Raw genomic sequence first — 16,837 nt, forward strand, 5'->3', positions numbered from 1 at the left:
TGACCGTGACCGTTGACCGCCTGCTGCCCGGCCAGGACGCCGCAGACCTGATCGAGCTGACCCGTGAGATCGCCGACAAGGAGCTCGGGCGGCGGGTCGACGAGCATGAGAAGGCTGAGACCTACCCCGAAGGGTTGTTCGCGACCTTGGGGGAGGCTGGGCTGCTCGGGCTGCCCTATCCGGAGGAGTTCGGTGGGGGTGGGCAGCCGTACGAGGTGTATCTGCAGGTGATCGAGGAGCTGGCGGCGCGGTGGGCGGCTGTGGCGGTGGCCACCAGTGTGCATACGCTGGCCTGTTTTCCGGTGGCCACGTATGGGAGTGCTTCGCAGCGGGAGCGGTGGCTGCCTCGGATGCTGGCGGGGGAGCTGGTCGGGGGGTACAGCTTGTCGGAGCCGCAGGCCGGGTCCGACGCGGCGGCGCTGACCTGCAAGGCTTCTAAGGTCGAGGGCGGGTATCGGGTCACGGGGAACAAGGCGTGGATCACCCATGGGGGTAAGGCTGACTTCTATGCGCTGTTCGTCCGGACTGGGGAGGGGAATCGGGGGATCTCCTGTTTTCTGGGGCCTGGGGCGGCTGACGGGCTGACCTTCGGGCGGCCTGAGGAGAAGATGGGGCTGCATGGGGTGCCCACCACCTCAGCCCATTACGACGGGGTGATGCTGGAGGACGACCGGCTGCTCGGATCGGAGGGGCAGGGGCTGCAGATCGCGTTCAGCGCCTTGGACTCCGGGCGGTTGGGGATCGCTGCCTGTGCTACCGGGTTGGCTCAGGCTGCTCTGGACGAGGCCGTTGCCTATGCCAAGGAGCGGCAGACGTTCGGGAAGAGGATCATCGACCATCAGGGGCTGGGGTTCCTGCTGGCTGACATGGCGGCTGGGGTAGACAGCGCTCGGGCCACTTACCTGGACGCGGCTCGTCGGCGGGATGCGGGGTTGCCGTACAGCCGGCAGGCCAGCGTCGCGAAGCTGGTGGCGACGGACACGGCGATGAAGGTGACGACGGACGCGGTGCAGGTCTTCGGGGGGTACGGGTACACGCGGGAGTTCCGGGTCGAGCGGTACATGCGCGAGGCGAAGATCATGCAAATCTTCGAAGGCACCAACCAGATCCAACGCCTGGTCATCAGCAGACACCTGGCCCGCTGACCCATTTGCACCCACCCGCTGACCATCTGAGGGGTGGGCCGTCTGCTGCCCACCCTGCTTTCAAAGGGCCTCGCTACGCTCGGGCTGTCTTCCTGGGGCGCGCCTGGCGGCGCGCGACGGTCTTGGCGGGCGGGTTCCGCTAAGGACTCATCTCTACCCAGGTTGTTCCTCCTCCTTGTTGTCCTGGTCGTACCGCTGGTGTGACCAGGACAACGAGGAGGAAGCGCTTACAGCTGTGGCCGGAGTGTTTCTACCTCGTCTCTCCTCGCATGATCTGGCTCCACAGTTCTTGGGCGCGGTGGTCGATGAGGCGCTCGCTCTCCATGACGGATGTCGGGTAGGTGGACCAGTCGGAGCGGCGTACGTAGGTGAGTCCGTTGGCGACGCAGAGTTCGTAGACGACGGGGGAGCAGTCGCAGGTGTGGGCTCGTACGCGGAATCTGGGGCTGTTCGTCCGGCAGGGAGACCAGTCCACGAGCAAGGCGTTCGGCTTGGGAAGGCCGGGTGGAGGTCGTGAAAGTCGTCGAAGTCGATCATGGGCTCGCATCATGGCAGCGAAGGCAAGGAATGCGCTCATCCTGTACCGATCGCTGCGAGACGCCCAAGGCGTCGAGATCCGCCTACACCGGACCGTGCTGTACAACTCCATCTACCGCGCCGACGATCAGCTGCTCGTTAACACCCACGCCTACGGCACACCAGCAGCCAACGCCCCCTTCATGCACCTCACCCACACCGACGACCAAGGACCGGCAGACGCTTACACCACCAGCTTCGAGCGCGTATGGGACACCACTCAGCCCATTCACCAGGGACCGGCCTGACTGACGTGGGGGGTATCGAACCGGTACCGCTGGGCAAGAGAGCGGCGGCTACCCTTCCATCGCGAACCGGTAGACCGTGGACTCCCTGACCCGGAAGCCAAGACGTTCGTACAGCCGGTTCGCCGCCTCACGATCCGGGCGCGAGGTGAGATCGACGGTTCGTGCCCCCGCATCCTGAGCCAGCCGTAGAGCGTGCTGGGTGAGCTTCACTGCGACTCCCCGACCACGCGCCGCGGTGTCGACCACCACATCCTCGATCCGGGCACGCAGCCCGGAGGGGATGGAGAACAGCAGCAAGGTCAATGTCCCGACGATCTCACCGTCCGCACGAGCGACCACGATCGTGTTGCCGTCACCTCTCACGATGCGTTCAACCGCTTCAAAGTCCAGCGGCTTAGCCGACGAGGACAGTTGCGGCAAGAGTCGGCCGAAGGCCACCACGAGTTCCTGACTCGCCTCCTGGATGACCTCAATTTCAACATCCATGCAGCGAGCCTACGACGACGCATCGGAAGACCGGGCCGGGACACCAATCAAGATTGTCGCGTCTGGGTGTGTCAACTTAACGGCTGATCTTGGTTGTTGAGTGGTCAGCTGTTGGTCGGGGTGAGGCGGCCCTCGAAGGCGATCTGGAAGGCGTTCAGTGGTGCCTTCCAGCGCATGGTCCACCTCTTGCGGCCCTTGCCGGTCGGGTCGAGGCTCATCAGTGCCATGTAGATGCACTTCAGGGCGGCGGCCTCGTTGGGGAAGTGCCCGCGGGCGCGGACGGCCTTGCGGATGCGGGCGTTGACGCTCTCGATCGCGTTGGTCGAGCAGATGACCTTGCGGATCTCAACGTCGAAGGAGAGGAAGGGGACGAACTCGGCCCAGGCGTCCGACCACAGCTTCACGATCGCCGGGTACTTCTTTCCCCAGGCTTCTTGGAACTCCAGGAACCGTTCCATCGCGGCGTCCTCGCTGGGGGCCGTGTAGACGGGCTTGAGCGCCTTGGCGATCTTGTCCCAGTCCTGGCGGGCCGCGTAACGAAAACTGTTGCGCAGGAGGTGAACCACACAGGTCTGAACAATCGTGCGAGGCCAGACCGCTTCGACCGCGTCGGGCAGGCCCTTCAGACCATCGCAGACCAGCATCAGCACGTCCTCCAGGCCGCGGTTCTTCAGCTCGGTGAACACGTGCAGCCAGTACTTGGCGCCCTCACCGCCGTCGCCGGCCCAGATGCCGAGGATGTCGCGGGTGCCGTCCACGGTCACGGCCATCACCACGTAGACGGGCCGGTTCGCCACCTGCCCATCTCGGATCTTGACGTTGATGGCGTCCACGAACAGGACCGGGTACACGCGGTCGAGCGGCCGGTTCTGCCATTCGGCCATACCGTCCATCACCTTGTCGGTGATCGTGGAGATGGTCTGCTTCGACACCTCCGCCCCATAGACCTCGGCCAGATGCGCGGAGATCTCCCCGTGCGTCAACCCCTTCGCCGACAGGGACAAGACCATCTCGTCCACGCCGGCCAGCCTGCGCTGCCGCTTCTTGACGATCTGCGGCTCGAAGGTGCCGGCCACATCGCGGGGCACCTTCACCTCGACCGGACCGACGTCCGTGAGCACGGTCTTGGCACGGGTGCCGTTACGACTGTTGCCGCTGTTCTTCCCCACCGCCTCGTGCTTGTCATAGCCGAGGTGATCGGTGATCTCGCCCTCCAGGGCCGACTCCAGCACCTGCTTGGTAAGCTGCTGCAACAGCCCGCCTTCACCGGTCAGTTGCAGGCCCTCGCTCCGGGCCCGGTCGACCAGCATGGCGATCAACTGCTCGTCCGACGTGGCCTTGCCGACCGGCTCCTCCACGGACTCGCGCTCGGTCGTCGTCTCGCTCACTTGGCGTCTCTCCTTGATCAGCAGATCCGCCGTTCATTAGACACTCCCTCGCGTCTCACTTGATGCTTGACGCTTTGGCGTCGGATGATGCTTGACACTCCTAGCTGGTCTTTCGCTGTTTAGTATGCGCCTTCGACTTGTACCTGGTGATCTCCTGGGTGGTGGTTCGGGGCAGCACGATGCGGATCGGTTCGCCGTTGTCGTGGACGGTGATGTGGGTGTCATCGATAGTCACGTCCAGGATCTTGCGGGCGTGGACGCGGCCGACCTGGATCTTCTGGCCGACGACCTGGAAGCCACCGCGGGTGGAGACCACGCGGTGCAGGGTGACCGGCGTGGTGGATGGTGTGGGTGGCGGGCCGGCGGGGCGGGCGCCTCGCAGCCGTCCGCAGGCGGTGATCGGCAGCGGGCAGCGCAGCGTGCGCAGCAGGGTGCGTTCGCCGTCCGTGACCTGGGCGGTGACGCCGTCCAGGCGCAGGGTGACGCGCTGGCCGGCCAGGTGCGAGCCGACACACAGGCCGCGGCTGGCCAGGCTGACGATGCCGATGGTGCTGACGATCCGGTCGATCTCGACCGCCGGATGGCCCTCGGCCAGGACCTGCACCAGGGCGGAGCCGGCCGGGCGGGCATCGCCGCGTTCCAGCATCACAGCCAGGTCTTTGCTGGTCAGGCGTGAGGCGACGGTCTTGAGGCGGCCGCCGCCGGTGGTGAGCACGTGCAGGTGCGCGGTGCTGATCCACAAGGTGATGGGCAGCCCGGCGCGGTCGGGGCCGAGCCAGACCTGCTGGTCGGCGATCTGCAGGTTGCCCGAGGCGGGCACTATTCGGTCGACCTCAATGGCCTGCACCTGCCGCGGCTCGGTCACTGGCACCGCATCGTCACAGACCGGCGTGGACGGCTGCGCAACCGCCGTTGCCGCGCCTGGTAGCACCGCGCTGGCCGTCACGAGCTCCCGTGCGGGAGGCACTGTTTCGGGCACGACCGCAGTCAGGCCGGCGGGTAGCTGCAGCGGTAGTTCCCGTTCGGCCCGGCGCTGGTCGTCGCTGCGCTCGGCGAAGAACCGGTCGGTGGGGAAGGCCATGTCCAGCGCCTGATGCGGGCGGGCGGTGTTGTAATGCTCGACAAACGAGTCCGTCTCGGCCTGGGCGGCCTCGATCGAGTCGAACGGCAACGCCTGATCCAGCCACTCGCGGCGCACGCTCTGATGAAACCGCTCGATCTTGCCGGTCGTGGTCGGGGTGCGGGGGGCGGTATGCCGCAGCCTGATGCCGTTCTCCCGGCAGACCCGCTCGAACAGCACCTCACCCGCCTTCGGCCCGCCGAATCGGCCGGTGAACTGCTTGCCGTTGTCCGTCAGCACCTCCAGCGGCACCCCATAGCCGCGCATTGCCTCGGCGAACGCCGCACAGACCATCCGCCCCGTCGGCCGGGCCACCACCGAGGCGATCACACAGAACCGGGAATGATCGTCCACCCCGGTGATCAGCTTGGCCTCGCTGCCATCGACGAGCATGAGCCCGCCCATGATGTCCATCTGCCACAACTGCATCGGCCCCGGCCGCTCCCAGCGCCGGTAGTCGCCGCGCTTGCGGCGGCGCGCCATCGGGTCGATCAGGCCGTTGCGCACCAGCGCCCGGTAGATGCTCGCCCGCGACGGCAGCGGCTCCACTCCGCGCCGGCCCAGTTCCCACAACAGGGTGCGCGGCCCCCACCGCGGATGGGCGCGTCGCAGCTCACAGATCAGCGCCTCCACCGCCGCCGGCGTCTGCATCGGATGCGCCTTGGGAGCATGCGAACGATCCGCCAGCCCCGCCAGGCCGCCATCCTCATAGCGACGCACCCAGGTATGCACCGACTGCCGCGACACCCCATACCGGCCGGCCACATCAGTGACCTTCGCCCCCGACAACACCTCGATCACCGCGTGATAGCGCTGCTCCACGACACTCAACTCCACCAATGCCACCTGGGCCTCGAAGCGTCGATAACGCCACGAGCAGTCACAGAAGACGATCGAGCAGTCACAGAAGACGATCAAGGTGTCAAGCATCAAGCGAGGCCAGAGTGTCAACCATCAAGCGAGACAGGACAGGACTAACTCGCGAATCTTGCCGAATTGTTCTCATTGGTATCAAGGGCGGCGCTCCCCGCCGCCACGCGGCCCGAGCTTGCGGGCCGCACGCTGCGCGTGCGGCCGGGAGGCCGTTCTCGCGCGCGGCCCGCCACTCGGGTCGCGTGATGCGTTCAAAGTTCAACCCATGAATCTCATGGCAATTGGCTACGGAATCCCAGCGAGGACTTTGATCGACACACCCCAGACGAGCCCTGCAACGGCGAGCAGCAGGAACTGAAGAGCTAGCCGCTTGCCGAAGTGGCCCCGCCGGCCAACGGCACAGCCGATAACGGGCACGGCCACAATCAAGGGAACCAGCATGGATACAGGCCACAGGATCATCCACGCCATCTCTTGCCAACCGCGGACGCTGTCATCAACTCCAACCTCTCCACCCCGTGACGAGGCCGAAGAATGCGGCGACCAGCAGTCCAAGTGCACCCAGCGTCGCCACCAGAACAAGCCCGATGCGCTGTCGAGGGTGCATCAGGGGGACCAAACCCGAGGTGACGTCATCCATGAACAGTTAGTGTGGACCTCTTCACCAAGATCGACAACCCGACCGTCCCTCATCGAGGCTGGCGGTTCCAGCGACGGCGAGATCGCTTCACGGCAAGTTGATCGCCCACTCCGCCATTTCACTGGCTCATGCCTCATTTTACCTCCACAATGTGCGAGACCCACGGCCACGAAACCGCTCGTAGATGGCTGAGCCTTTGGCGGGCCATCACACTGATACAGGTTGACGATCGCGCCGTGGCCGGTCGCCGTTCGGGGTTGAGGGCGATCGAAGGTCCAGGGCTTCGTTCCTCAGCCCTGCCCCACCGGCCACCGCAGCGGACGTGCCCGTTGCGTGCCCGATGGAGTGGGAGACAAGGGGGAACAGCGGGGAGTTGGGGAACGTGATTAGCGGGCTGAGCTGTGTTTGCGCTGATGAAGCAAGATCGGCATGCGTCTTTGCAAGCAGGAAGTCAGGAGTTCGAATCTCCTAGGCTCCACCAGGTAGAACACCCCACCATGAGAGATCCTGGACAACCGCTCCTACCGGAGCACGACCGGTGTGGACTCGCGTGTGGCTGCGGCCGAACTACGGGATCTGGTAGCACGTGAACTAGTGACTCAGACCGGGAGCAGGCGATGGGCGCAGTACGAGTTGTCCCAGCGGGAGCACCGCCCTCCCCCAGGGGAAGCACTTGCATCGACACGCGCCGATCGACGCCCTCAACTACTGGACGCGCTTGGTGACGAGACCCTCTCGCGTGCCGAGATGGCCCGGCGTACCGGCCTGACCGATCAGACTGTACGGCGCTGGCTCTCGATCATGCGTGACGAAGGCACGGTGGAATTGATTGGAAGCTCACCGAGAAGCTCAACCGCCCGGTACCGCCGGACACGACAGGGTTCCCTTTTCTCGCCGGCTGGGCCCGGGTAACGGCTGTACAGCAGAGAGATACGGTCACGCCGCCTCACGCGATCACACTCCACCGATCTTCGTCTGCCACCTGACCAGGGCCAGGAGCCTTTCATGTCATAACTGGCTCCCGTTTGCAAGCAGAATGTCCGCGGTTCGAATCCGCTACGCTCCACCTGCGAAAACGCCCCGTTCTGGATCTTGAGGCGGGGCTTTTGTGCCATAACGTGCCATTAGCCTCATCACCATCGCCGACCCTACGGCGCCGTCCCGTGCCGCCATGTCTCGGCGAGCAGGGCGTACGTGTAGCCGTCCACCCAGCCCAGCTCGGCGTGCCAGGAGTCGCCGACGCTGTGCTGCTCACGACGCATGCCGACCTTCTCGAGGATCCGCACCGAGGCGAGGTTGTCCGCGAAGCAGCCAGCGGTGATCCTTCGAACGCCCAGCCGGTCGAACGCGTGCGCCACCATCGCGGTGACAGCCTCAGTCGCGTAGCCCTGGCCGCCGTACGCCGGGTCGAAGATGTAGCCGAGTTGGGCCTCCGTCCGCGGCGGCATGCCGGGCTGACCCATACCGTCGACCACGTCGAGCGAGACGGTCCCGATCACCACGCTGTCAAGAGCCACCGCCACGCTGTGGTCATCGGGGTTCTCCGCCACGCGCCGCCACACCTCGCGGAGAGACGCAGGGTCGACCTCCGTGCGCAGTAGCCAGCGAGTGACCTCCGGCAGGTTGCGGTACTCCAGGATCCGGTCGACATCCTCGTCACGCACCGGGCGAAGCTCGAGGCGTTCGGTGCGTAGGTTGGTGCTCTCCATGAGGTGGGACATTAGCGGACATACCACGGCTACACATCCGGTTATTCTGCCGCCCAGCCGGACAAAGCTTACCTAGCAGGGTGGCTGCGCCCGCGTGCGCCGACAGCACCGGACGCACTGTCATGCCGCGAGTCGCATCCTCGGCACGGCCCTGGATCGATCATGCCAACCATCAACCGAAGCGCCGCCGCGTCAGGCATCAACCGAGCATCCTGTTGGTCGCGGGTGATAAGGCCGCCCTCCTGCCATACCAGGATGGAACCGAGCCTCACGGGCCCTCCTGCATGACGGGCCGGATCTGGAGACGGTGGAACGTCTCGGTGATCACGGTGTTGGCGTGGCCGACCAGTCGAGCCACTCGGGTCGCGGACCGCCTGCTGCGCCGAGGAGGACGCGTCTGATGGCGGCTCAGGACCGCTCGATCCGGACGGCGACGCCGTCGAGGATCAGCTCCAGCCCGAGCGAGAAGTCCGTGTCGGCGATCGTCGCGTCGGGGGTGTCCGACGGCAGCGCCTCGAACAGCGCCGAGGAGAACAGCCGGGCCGTCTCGGGGAAGTGCTCGGGCTCGACAAGCCGGACCAGCGCGCGACCGTAGTCGCGCTCGGAGTCGGCCTGCCCCTGGCCTCCGGCCCTGCCCTCGGCGAGCTCGCTGTACTGCCGTACCGACTGGACTACGTAGCCGTTGATCAGCATCAGGATGCCGACCTTGTGCGCCCAGTCGAGGCGGGCGCGGGACATGATTGCGAGCGCGGCCTCCATCCAGGCGATCTGGTTCGGACCGGAGGGCGGTCCGGAGGCGGGCACGCGCGTCAGCCACGGCCGACGCCGGAACACCGCGCGCTGCGCGAAGGCCCAGTTGCGCAGCCCTTCGCGCCAGTCGTCGGTGTCCAGGTCCGGCGGCGTGCCCATGGCGGCGTCGGCCATGAGCGTGAGCAACTCGTCCTTGGATCCGACGTGCCGGTAGAGCGACATCCCCGTGAAGCCGAGGCTCTTTGCGACCTTGGGAATCGTTACGCCGCCGAGCCCGTCACGGTCGGCGATCTCCACCGCCGCGGCGACGACCAGGTCGACGTCGAGGGCCGCGGGCCGCCCGAGACGCGGGGACTCCGGCATCCGCCACAGCCGGCGCAGCGCCGCCGGAACGAAGTCCTCGCTGGTCATGGCTCCCTCGTTCGCCCCCGGAAAGTTAGGCCCCATCATGCCAGACATCATTAGTATATATATGATACTTTCTCTCGAAAACTAAATCTCGGGAGAAGGACTACATGAGCATTGATGCCGCACCGCGGACACCGAGAGGGCCGGTGCGGCGCGCCGAACGCGCCCTCGCACCGGATCTGGCCCGGGGAGCGATGCTGCTGATCATCGCGGTGGCCAACGTCGCCGGAGTCGTCTTCGCCGGCCAGCCCGGCCTCGACGCCACGCCGGAAGGCGTCGACCGCGGCCTCAACTTCCTGCTCTTCGAACTCGTCCACGCCCGCGGGTACCCGGTCTTCGCCGTGATGTTCGGCTACGGACTCGTCCAGCTCGCCCGCCGCCAGGACGCCTCCGGCGCCACACCGAAGCGGGTCCGCGCGGTGCTGTTGCGCCGCCACCTTTGGCTCGTCGTCTTCGGGTTCGCGCACGCCGCCTTGCTGTACTACGGCGACTTCCTCGGCGCCTACGGGATCGTCGGGATCGTGATGACCCTGGTGCTGCTGCGCCGCGGCGACAAGTTCCACCGGATCGCGCTGGTGATCTGGGCGGTGGCGGCGGTCCAGGTCCTGGTCATGGGCGCCATCGTGGTGAGCGGCATCATCGGGGGTTCGGGCGGGTCGGCCCCGCTGCTGGCGATCCACGTCAACTCCCTCGCCGCGCCCGGGTACCTGGAGTCCATGCTGGATCGTCTCGGCGAATGGCCGATGCACACACTGACCGTCCTGCCCTTCATCCTCATCGCCTGGCTGGGCATGTGGGCCGCCCGCAGCCGCGTCCTCGAAGAGCCGGCCCGCCACAAGACCCTGCTCAAGTGGACCGCCGTCCTCGGACTCGGCGTCGCCATCGCCGGAGGTCTCCCGGCCGCTCTGGTCAGTGCCGGATGGCTGCACGTCAACGAGTCGGCCGCCGGTCTGATGCTGACGCTCCACGGCGCTAGCGGCATGTTCGCCGGCCCGGGTTACGTGGCCGTCTTCGGCCTGATCGCCATGCGGGTCACCCGGCCCGGCCCCGTCGTCGGCGCCCTCTCGGCCTTGGGTCGGCGCTCCCTGTCCGGATACCTGTTCCAGTCGGTGGCCTGGCTCATCCTCCTGGCACCTTTCACGCTCGCCCTCGGCGGCCGTTTCGGCAGCCCCACAGTGACCGGCCTGATCATCGCGGTGGCCGTCTGGCTCGCGACCGTTCTGATCGCCCGCCTCCTCGACAAGCGCGAGCAGGCCGGTCCCGCCGAGATCGTCCTGCGCCGCCTGACCTACGGGCCTCGGGGACGGGCCGCAATGCCGTCGCATCGGCTTGACGATAACGGCCAGTCTTAGAACGCAACGTCTCCCGTACAGCAGCGGAGTACAGCAACACCGCCTCGCGCCACCATCCGCCGTCGGCCCGCATCTGCCTCTTGAGCAGGACAAGAAGCCCACGACCTTGTGACTGGCTCCCGTTTGCAAGCAGGCTCTCAAGGCAGCAACGGTTCCGCCGGCAGTTCGAGATCGCTACGCGTGGAGGTGCTGGACATCAACGGCCGCTGCCTGAGCAAAGTCGAGAAGGGCTCGGCGGGCCTTCCGACCTCGGTCAGTTCGATCTTGTTCGTCTGTAGCGTCGTGGATGTCCTCGGTCAGCCTTAATGCCAACGATGCCAGGCCATCGAGTTCATGGTTCGCTGTGACCAGCCGCAGCCTGAAGAGAGCGGCCGTCGCGTTGGCGCGTTGGCGGTAGGACTCATCTCGTGCAGTAGCGTACGCAGCGCTCTGGGAGTCTTCCTGTTCCCTGTGCCATCGGCGTTCTGGCTCTTCCGGAAGTCCGTAAGCGCGCCGGCGAAGGTGCTGTACGCCGCCAGACGTTCTTGCCACAGTCGTTCTTCCGTCGCAGACTGGCGCGCCTGTTTAGCAGTCCTTATCTGGAAGGCATAAGTGGTGGTGGCTCCCAACAGCGTCCCCAAGATCGCTACAAGACTCGTTACCACGCTCTCCATCTGACCAGTGGATCACGCGCACGTGCCGCCCGTCATGCGCTATCGCGTTCCGGTACTACCAGCACATGTCGTGATCTTGCTAACGCGGCTGCTAACAACGACCTTGGACTGTCCTGGACAACTGTGGGCTTCCCGTTCGCGCCATGAGCTGGACCTTTGACTGCTCGTGTACGGGCGTGGACGCTGTCGACCTTGCTACGGATCAGAAGGCGGCACGGTGGCTGAGGCCGTGACGATCGCGGGCTTGGGTGCCGGTTGTGGAGACTTGAGCGATCACCGCCGAGGTTTCCTCCGTCGGGCTCGCCATCGGACACGGTGGCTGTACGGCGGCGCCGGTGGGCTGGCCGGCCCTCTACCTACCGGCTGAGCTTTAGTGGCCTATCTACCCAAGTGTCATATGATCGGTTCATGTCACGAGGGCGACATCGCCTACCAGCTCGCGGAGGCCTTCATCTTACGAGGGAGCAGCTTTCCGCGATCGCTTTTGGGGCCCCTGCTTATCGCCGCGGTCTCGATGGTTACCGATGTACTCGGAATTTTCGAAGGTAATCCGGTCTTACCTAATGTTGCCGTTACCGCTAAAGGCGACGCTGCGGAGACAACACTCAGCAACGATCGAGGAGATGCGCGCGATTGGGCAGAAACTGCCCGGAAATTATGTACCGCGACTTTTTCTGACAGCTTTGACGATTGGCTGATGTGCTACGACCAGATTACCCGCCGCGCTGAGCTATCAGCGGCAGATAGGCCTCTTCGTCAAATTAAGGTGTCACAGTAGGATAAGCCGGCGCTCATAGGGATGGCTTCCGATCCTTAGCCTATCCCGCTGGCAACGCTGCACGGATTGAGGCTGTGGTCTTGGTTCAGCGGAAGGGAGTTGTTAGACGAGCACTAGACTGGCGCATTAACTGGGACGGATGATTGAGGATGACTCAGCGTGGTTGAGGTGACAGCAGCGCTGACAGCAGCCAACGTCCCCATACGTCGATCCGTCCTCGCCACCGTCGACATGGGCCCAACCACGATCTCGATCATCCGAGCAGAGCGGTTGCGCCGCCTGGAGAGCGGAAGGTCGGCCCCTCGGCCCCAGGCCCCATTGCCAAACCACCTGGTCGCGGACTTCGGTGTCCATCGGAAGGGCTGGGGCGATCGCCGTCAAGGCCCTCTTTCGTCAGGCCTCGACACCGGTTATGGCCGGTGCTGTGTCGGCAACGCTGACGGTCGCTCAGCCTCCCGGCCCTGTTCCGTCATTGTTCCGTGGGAGCGCCGAAACCGGCGAGAAGCGATGAGAGACACCCGGAGACCTACTCCCTGCTCAGCACCATGATCGCCGTATCGCCGCAGAGTGCCGGATCGGGCATCGGAGATCATGCAAATCTTGGAGGGGGCGAACCAGATCCAGAGCCTGGTGATCAGTAGACATCTGGCCCGCTGACCTTCCTCATTTCGCACCCACCCCTTGACCGTCTGAGGGGTGAGCCGTCTGCTGCCCACCCCGCTTTCAGAGGTATTCGGCGGCCAGGCTGGGGTCGGCGCGATGGATGTGGGTCGCGGCGGCTCATGTGCAACGGAGTCAACCTCCAGTAGCAGGATCGACACAGGTCACAGCCCTCTGTCGGCTTCGATCGAAGCTACATCTCCTTGTGCGCAGGCGTTTCTGTCAGTTACTGCCTGTACATTCGGATGCCAGCGATGGCGCTGCGGTGAGGGTAGAGAGGTGCCCGTGGAGGAACGGTCCAAGGCTAAGTGGCAGTGGTACACCACCTCCTCCGGCGCCGAAGTCGTCAGCAAAGAGATCCATGAGGTCCTACAAGGCAAGCCCCCTCTCATCGAGTTGGGCCACTTGATGTGGCGGATCGAGCACGACAGCGTGATGGATCGCGATGTGAAGTTCCTGGGTAAGGGCCTCAGCGAGGCTCGCCTCAGCTACGGGGGCAGCGAGTACCGCCTGTACTACGCCGTGCTCACAGATGGCGAGCACCTGCTGCTCGGCCTCAAGTTTCACAAGAAGGGCGGCAACGGCGCCCAGCAACGGGCCATCGAGACGGCTCGGGATCGGCTAGCCGAATGGCGAAGCAGAATATAAGGTAGACCCGATAAGGGGAGGTAGGCGTGGACCGCGACATCGCCGCACTGCTCGGCATTGACCCAGACGATCCCGAGGTTCAGCGTGAAAGCGCAGCTGTCGAGCGGGACATGCGTCTCATCGAGGCCCTGGTTGGTGTGCGCAAGCAACTCGGTCTGACGCAGGCTGACGTGGCGGAGAAGATGGGGCGCAGCCAGCCCGCCGTGTCAGACTTCGAACGGGTTGGCGGGGATCCCCGCTTGTCCACAATCCGCCGCTACGCGTTCGCGATCGGCGCCGAAGTGTGTCACGTCGTAAAGACGCCCGACGTAGTCCCTGGCACCACAGCGGCCGCTGCGCGCGTCGTTATGCATGGACCCGCAGGGACAGGCGGTGGGGCCCCCACCCGTGGGGCGGGAGCGCTGGAGTTGAAGAGGGCTGTCTTGTGATAGAAGGCTTTCTTGTCCTGAGTGACGCCGCGAGCACTGATGTGGCGACCGGGAAGATCAACGTGCTCGGAGCGGGTTGGTCGGTAACAGGGCCTGCCGTGTCGATGGCAGCTGTTACCGGCTTTTTGCGGATTCCATGGGAGGAAGTGGAGCAGAAAATCTGCTTCGTCGTCCGCCTTCAAGACGAGGAGGGACAGCCCGTCCGCCCCTTCGCCGAGGAAGATAGCACCCTGTCCTTCAGCGGAGAGTTCGCGCCTAACATCGATCAGGCGGAACCGATGGCGAGGCGAGTCCCGTTGAATGTCAGTTTCGCCATCCCCATCCCACCATTGCCTCTAACCGCTGGCCATGTCTATGAGTGGATCCTGGCGGCAAACGATGTCGAGGTCGCTTCCGTGAGCTTCGTCGTCAGAGCCGAAGCACCCACAACTGGTGCACGGGGGGAAAAGACAGCAGAGGCTTGCCGCTCAAGTTCAATCGTCGAGTAACAGGCGGGTCCTGCCGCTGCTGTCAAACCGAATGATACATCAGGCTACTTATGTGGTTTGTGGTGAAGTGTCGGTGCGAAGGGTCTTGGGTGACCTGTTGATCCACACCTGGTGGGTGCGCTTCTTGCGGTCCGGGCCGATGCGGTTGGTGTAGTAGTCGGCTCTCAGGCCGATGAAGTGGGTGCCGGCGTCCGACTCAGCCCGGAACGGGCATCCCGCCAGGGATATCGAGAACTAACAACGGTTCTGGACGATCATGGATGGTCGCGGATCGGCGGCACTTCTTCCCATCGCCGGAGCAGGCATCCAAGAGCGTGGTGGACGGCTGTGGACGATCAAGCTTTCACTCGTAATGAAGGGTCGCGGGTTCAAATCCCGAAGGCGGCTCCCAGGTCAAAGGCCCTTCCAGACGATCCGGGAGAGCCTTTTTCCATCTCGTACAGCAACTGCCTCTAACGATCGAGGCTCTCGTTGAGCTGGTCGTGCGCCTTACGGGTCTCCGGGCTGGCGATCTGGGTGGGTGTTGTGGAGGCGGATGGACGGGACACCGGCGGCCTTGCCACGCAATAGGCGACAGACAGTCTCAGAGGTGATGTGGACGTTCGGATCCTGCTGAAGGCGAAATACTTGCCGCAGCATGAGACCTGAGGTCAGAGCGCTCCGGGGGGCCCGGGGAGGACGATGCTGAAGAAGTTCTGCGCCGTGTACGTGGCGAGCTTCCTGGCCTTTCCGGTCCTGACGTTCAGTGCGTAGGCGGTCATGGCCTGGTACGGCGGGTCGACCACCGCGGGCTCGTCGTCCGGCACCTCGGAGATCGGTCTGCACCGCACGGATGTGGTGAGAGCGGTGACCTCGTCGCCGCTGAGCCAGGTGCGCAGCGAGATCTGGGAGACGTCGGGGGGCAGGCCGCTGATGGCGGTCGCCTTCCGCTTCTTGCCGGTGAGAGTGTCCATGAGGGCGAGGTCGCCATAGCGGCAGGGCTTCTCGGCGGTGCTGCGGTCGTCGATCACCGCGACGGTCTTCCCGTCAGGGGCGAGCGGGCTGAAGTCGTAGCTCTTCGGCAGGATGATCGACGTGGAGTTGCCCGCTGAGGAGGACGGCCACAGGTTCGTGATCGTTCGCAGCTGCGAATTGGGCGAGTATTGCGCGAGCGTGATGGTGGCGCCGTCCTGTGACAGGCCGATGGGGGCCCAACGGTTCGGCAACTCGCGGACGACTCTGGCGCGCATGTCGATGAGCAGAGCGGGGTCCTTGAAGTCCGGGACCTTGCTGAAAGCCACGAACCGGCCGTCGTCCGACAGCATCAGACGCGAGACACTGCCCAGCCAGCCCTCCGGCACCTTGTCGGCGGCCGTCGTCTTCTCGCCCGAGGCCAGGTCGCGGACCTGGAAGGTCCTTTCCTTGGCACTGTAGTAGGCGATCTTCCGGCCGTCCCGGCTGATCGCCAGTGGGCTGTCCCGCAGTCCGCTACGCCCGGGGCTGAGGCTGGGCAGCGCCTCGGTGACGTAGTAGGCCTTCCCGCTCCGCGTGACCACCCGCCAGCGTCCGTCTCGGCAGCCTGACGGCGCCTTCGCCTTCCCCTTCTTCGGCTTGCAGAAGATCTTGTACGCGTGGCTCAGCGGCTCCACCCCGCGTGCCGGTAGGTCGCCCTGGGCAGCGGCCTCCCGCGGCTCGTCCGGCAGCAGTCGGACGGCGGCCGTCACACCAAGAGCGATGACCACGATCATGGCCGCTGCGAGGTGCGACATCACGGTACGCCGCCTGCGGTCATGCGCCGCGATCGTGCGTTCGGCCAGGTCCACCTGTGGAGAGTCGTCGGCCAGGTCGACGAGTACGTCCCGTAGCCAGGTCATCGGTAGGTCTCCTCGGCTTCCATGTCGGCGAGCTTCGGCGCCAGTTCGGGTGCCAGTTCGCGTAAACGGGCCAGCGCGTAGTGGGCCTGGCTCTTCACCGTTCCGATCGAGCAGTTCAGCAGCTCAGCCGTCTCACGTTCGGTCTGGTCCTCGTAGTAGCGCAGAACGATCACCGCCCGCTGCCGGGGCGGCAATAGCATGAGAGCCCGGCGCATGACGAGCCGCACGATCGTGGGGTCCTCGCTCGAGTACGGCCGGTCGGGCGGGTCGGCGGTCGGGAGCTCGATCCTGCCCCGGCGCCGCCGCCACGAGATGTGCTGATTCAGCAGCGCCTTGCGCACGTATGCCTCGGGGTGCTCGACGAGCGACAGCCTGGACCAGCGTCTGAGCACCTTGAGCAGGACGCTCTGCAGCAGGTCCTCAGCTTGGTGGGCGTCTCCCGTGAGCAGGTACGCGGTGCGCATCAGCGCCTGCTGATGGCCGGCGACGAACTCGCGAAAGCTGTCATTGCGATCCAAGGCGACTCCTCTCGACCGTTACCGACTCCGGTGACGTGTCGAAAGGTTCGGTCCACCCGGCCAGGACTTCGTGTCGCGTTCTTGCACACCGCGGCAGCACCGCCGGCACAGCCCGA

General features: G+C 65.2%; 14 protein-coding genes. 6 read left to right on the forward strand and 8 right to left on the reverse strand.

Features of this window, described 5'->3' with window-relative positions; translation table 11 throughout:
• The first annotated feature begins 5 nt into the window (after positions 1 to 5).
• Positions 6 to 1,145, forward strand: coding sequence for an acyl-CoA dehydrogenase family protein (locus OHA68_RS26480; RefSeq protein ID WP_327102652.1), 1,140 nt, complete (start codon positions 6 to 8; stop codon positions 1,143 to 1,145).
• Between the two features lie 250 nt (positions 1,146 to 1,395).
• On the opposite strand, the gene OHA68_RS26485 is transcribed toward OHA68_RS26480, so the two are convergent.
• On the reverse strand, positions 1,396 to 1,620 hold the full coding sequence (locus OHA68_RS26485) for a hypothetical protein (protein ID WP_327102653.1): 225 nt from the start codon (positions 1,618 to 1,620) through the stop codon (positions 1,396 to 1,398).
• 73 nt (positions 1,621 to 1,693) lie between these two features.
• Between OHA68_RS26485 and OHA68_RS26490 the strand changes: the two genes are divergently transcribed.
• Positions 1,694 to 1,969 (forward strand): hypothetical protein, encoded by a 276-nt coding sequence (locus OHA68_RS26490; protein WP_327102654.1) that lies wholly within the window; start codon positions 1,694 to 1,696, stop codon positions 1,967 to 1,969.
• A 48-nt stretch (positions 1,970 to 2,017) separates the two neighbouring features.
• Here the strand turns inward: OHA68_RS26490 and OHA68_RS26495 are convergent, their stop codons facing one another.
• The 5 genes from OHA68_RS26495 to OHA68_RS26515 all read right to left on the reverse strand — a co-directional run bounded on the left by OHA68_RS26495 (position 2,018) and on the right by OHA68_RS26515 (position 9,346).
• Positions 2,018 to 2,455: a GNAT family N-acetyltransferase gene (locus OHA68_RS26495; protein WP_327102655.1), complete on the reverse strand. Its 438-nt coding sequence runs from the start codon at positions 2,453 to 2,455 to the stop codon at positions 2,018 to 2,020.
• 104 nt (positions 2,456 to 2,559) lie between these two features.
• A complete protein-coding gene (locus tag OHA68_RS26500) occupies positions 2,560 to 3,765 on the reverse strand; it encodes an IS256 family transposase (protein WP_327109562.1) in 1,206 nt (401 codons plus the stop codon).
• A gap of 178 nt (positions 3,766 to 3,943) precedes the next feature.
• Entirely contained in the window at positions 3,944 to 5,794 is a 1,851-nt protein-coding gene (locus OHA68_RS26505) for an IS481 family transposase (RefSeq protein ID WP_327109563.1), read from the reverse strand.
• Positions 5,795 to 7,624: 1,830 nt separating this feature from the next.
• Complete coding sequence (locus OHA68_RS26510) at positions 7,625 to 8,185, reverse strand: GNAT family N-acetyltransferase (RefSeq protein ID WP_327102656.1); 561 nt, start codon at positions 8,183 to 8,185, stop codon at positions 7,625 to 7,627.
• A gap of 408 nt (positions 8,186 to 8,593) precedes the next feature.
• Positions 8,594 to 9,346 (reverse strand): TetR/AcrR family transcriptional regulator, encoded by a 753-nt coding sequence (locus OHA68_RS26515; RefSeq protein ID WP_327102657.1) that lies wholly within the window; start codon positions 9,344 to 9,346, stop codon positions 8,594 to 8,596.
• Positions 9,347 to 9,450: 104 nt separating this feature from the next.
• On the opposite strand from OHA68_RS26515, the gene OHA68_RS26520 reads away from it, so the two are divergent.
• The 4 genes from OHA68_RS26520 (at position 9,451) to OHA68_RS26535 (ending at position 14,350) form a co-directional block, all read left to right on the forward strand.
• Positions 9,451 to 10,695, forward strand: coding sequence for a DUF418 domain-containing protein (locus OHA68_RS26520; protein ID WP_327102658.1), 1,245 nt, complete (start codon positions 9,451 to 9,453; stop codon positions 10,693 to 10,695).
• Positions 10,696 to 13,071: 2,376 nt separating this feature from the next.
• Positions 13,072 to 13,434 carry a type II toxin-antitoxin system RelE/ParE family toxin gene (locus OHA68_RS26525; RefSeq protein WP_327102659.1) on the forward strand — a complete coding sequence of 121 codons (363 nt, stop codon included), beginning with the start codon at positions 13,072 to 13,074 and terminating at the stop codon, positions 13,432 to 13,434.
• A gap of 26 nt (positions 13,435 to 13,460) precedes the next feature.
• The gene (locus OHA68_RS26530) at positions 13,461 to 13,862 is read left to right on the forward strand and encodes a helix-turn-helix domain-containing protein (protein WP_327102660.1); all 402 of its coding nucleotides are present in this window, start codon (positions 13,461 to 13,463) and stop codon (positions 13,860 to 13,862) included.
• Entirely contained in the window at positions 13,859 to 14,350 is a 492-nt protein-coding gene (locus OHA68_RS26535; RefSeq protein ID WP_327102661.1) for a DUF6941 family protein, read from the forward strand. Before OHA68_RS26530 ends, OHA68_RS26535 begins: the two co-directional genes overlap by 4 nt.
• Before the next feature lie 650 nt (positions 14,351 to 15,000).
• Here the strand turns inward: OHA68_RS26535 and OHA68_RS26540 are convergent.
• Both OHA68_RS26540 and OHA68_RS26545 read right to left on the reverse strand, forming a co-directional pair.
• A complete protein-coding gene (locus OHA68_RS26540) occupies positions 15,001 to 16,203 on the reverse strand; it encodes a hypothetical protein (RefSeq protein WP_327102662.1) in 1,203 nt (400 codons plus the stop codon).
• Positions 16,200 to 16,721, reverse strand: a complete 522-nt coding sequence (locus tag OHA68_RS26545; RefSeq protein WP_327102663.1) for a SigE family RNA polymerase sigma factor — start codon at positions 16,719 to 16,721, stop codon at positions 16,200 to 16,202. The genes OHA68_RS26540 and OHA68_RS26545 overlap by 4 nt, the downstream gene beginning before the upstream one ends.
• Positions 16,722 to 16,837: the final 116 nt, after the last annotated feature.

It is taken from the genome of Nonomuraea glycinis (assembly GCF_035920485.1).
Lineage (GTDB): Bacteria > Actinomycetota > Actinomycetes > Streptosporangiales > Streptosporangiaceae > Nonomuraea > Nonomuraea glycinis.

What these genes read in the sequence shown, in the direction of transcription:
- OHA68_RS26520 (WP_327102658.1), top strand. Translation starts at nt 9,451, where the DNA reads ATGAGCATTGATGCCGCACCGCGGACACCGAGAGGGCCGGTGCGGCGC.
- OHA68_RS26495 (WP_327102655.1), bottom strand. Translation starts at nt 2,455, where the DNA reads ATGGATGTTGAAATTGAGGTCATCCAGGAGGCGAGTCAGGAACTCGTG.
- OHA68_RS26540 (WP_327102662.1), bottom strand. Translation starts at nt 16,203, where the DNA reads ATGACCTGGCTACGGGACGTACTCGTCGACCTGGCCGACGACTCTCCA.
- OHA68_RS26500 (WP_327109562.1), bottom strand. Translation starts at nt 3,765, where the DNA reads ATGCTGGTCGACCGGGCCCGGAGCGAGGGCCTGCAACTGACCGGTGAA.
- OHA68_RS26510 (WP_327102656.1), bottom strand. Translation starts at nt 8,185, where the DNA reads ATGGAGAGCACCAACCTACGCACCGAACGCCTCGAGCTTCGCCCGGTG.
- OHA68_RS26515 (WP_327102657.1), bottom strand. Translation starts at nt 9,346, where the DNA reads ATGACCAGCGAGGACTTCGTTCCGGCGGCGCTGCGCCGGCTGTGGCGG.
- OHA68_RS26490 (WP_327102654.1), top strand. Translation starts at nt 1,694, where the DNA reads ATGGCAGCGAAGGCAAGGAATGCGCTCATCCTGTACCGATCGCTGCGA.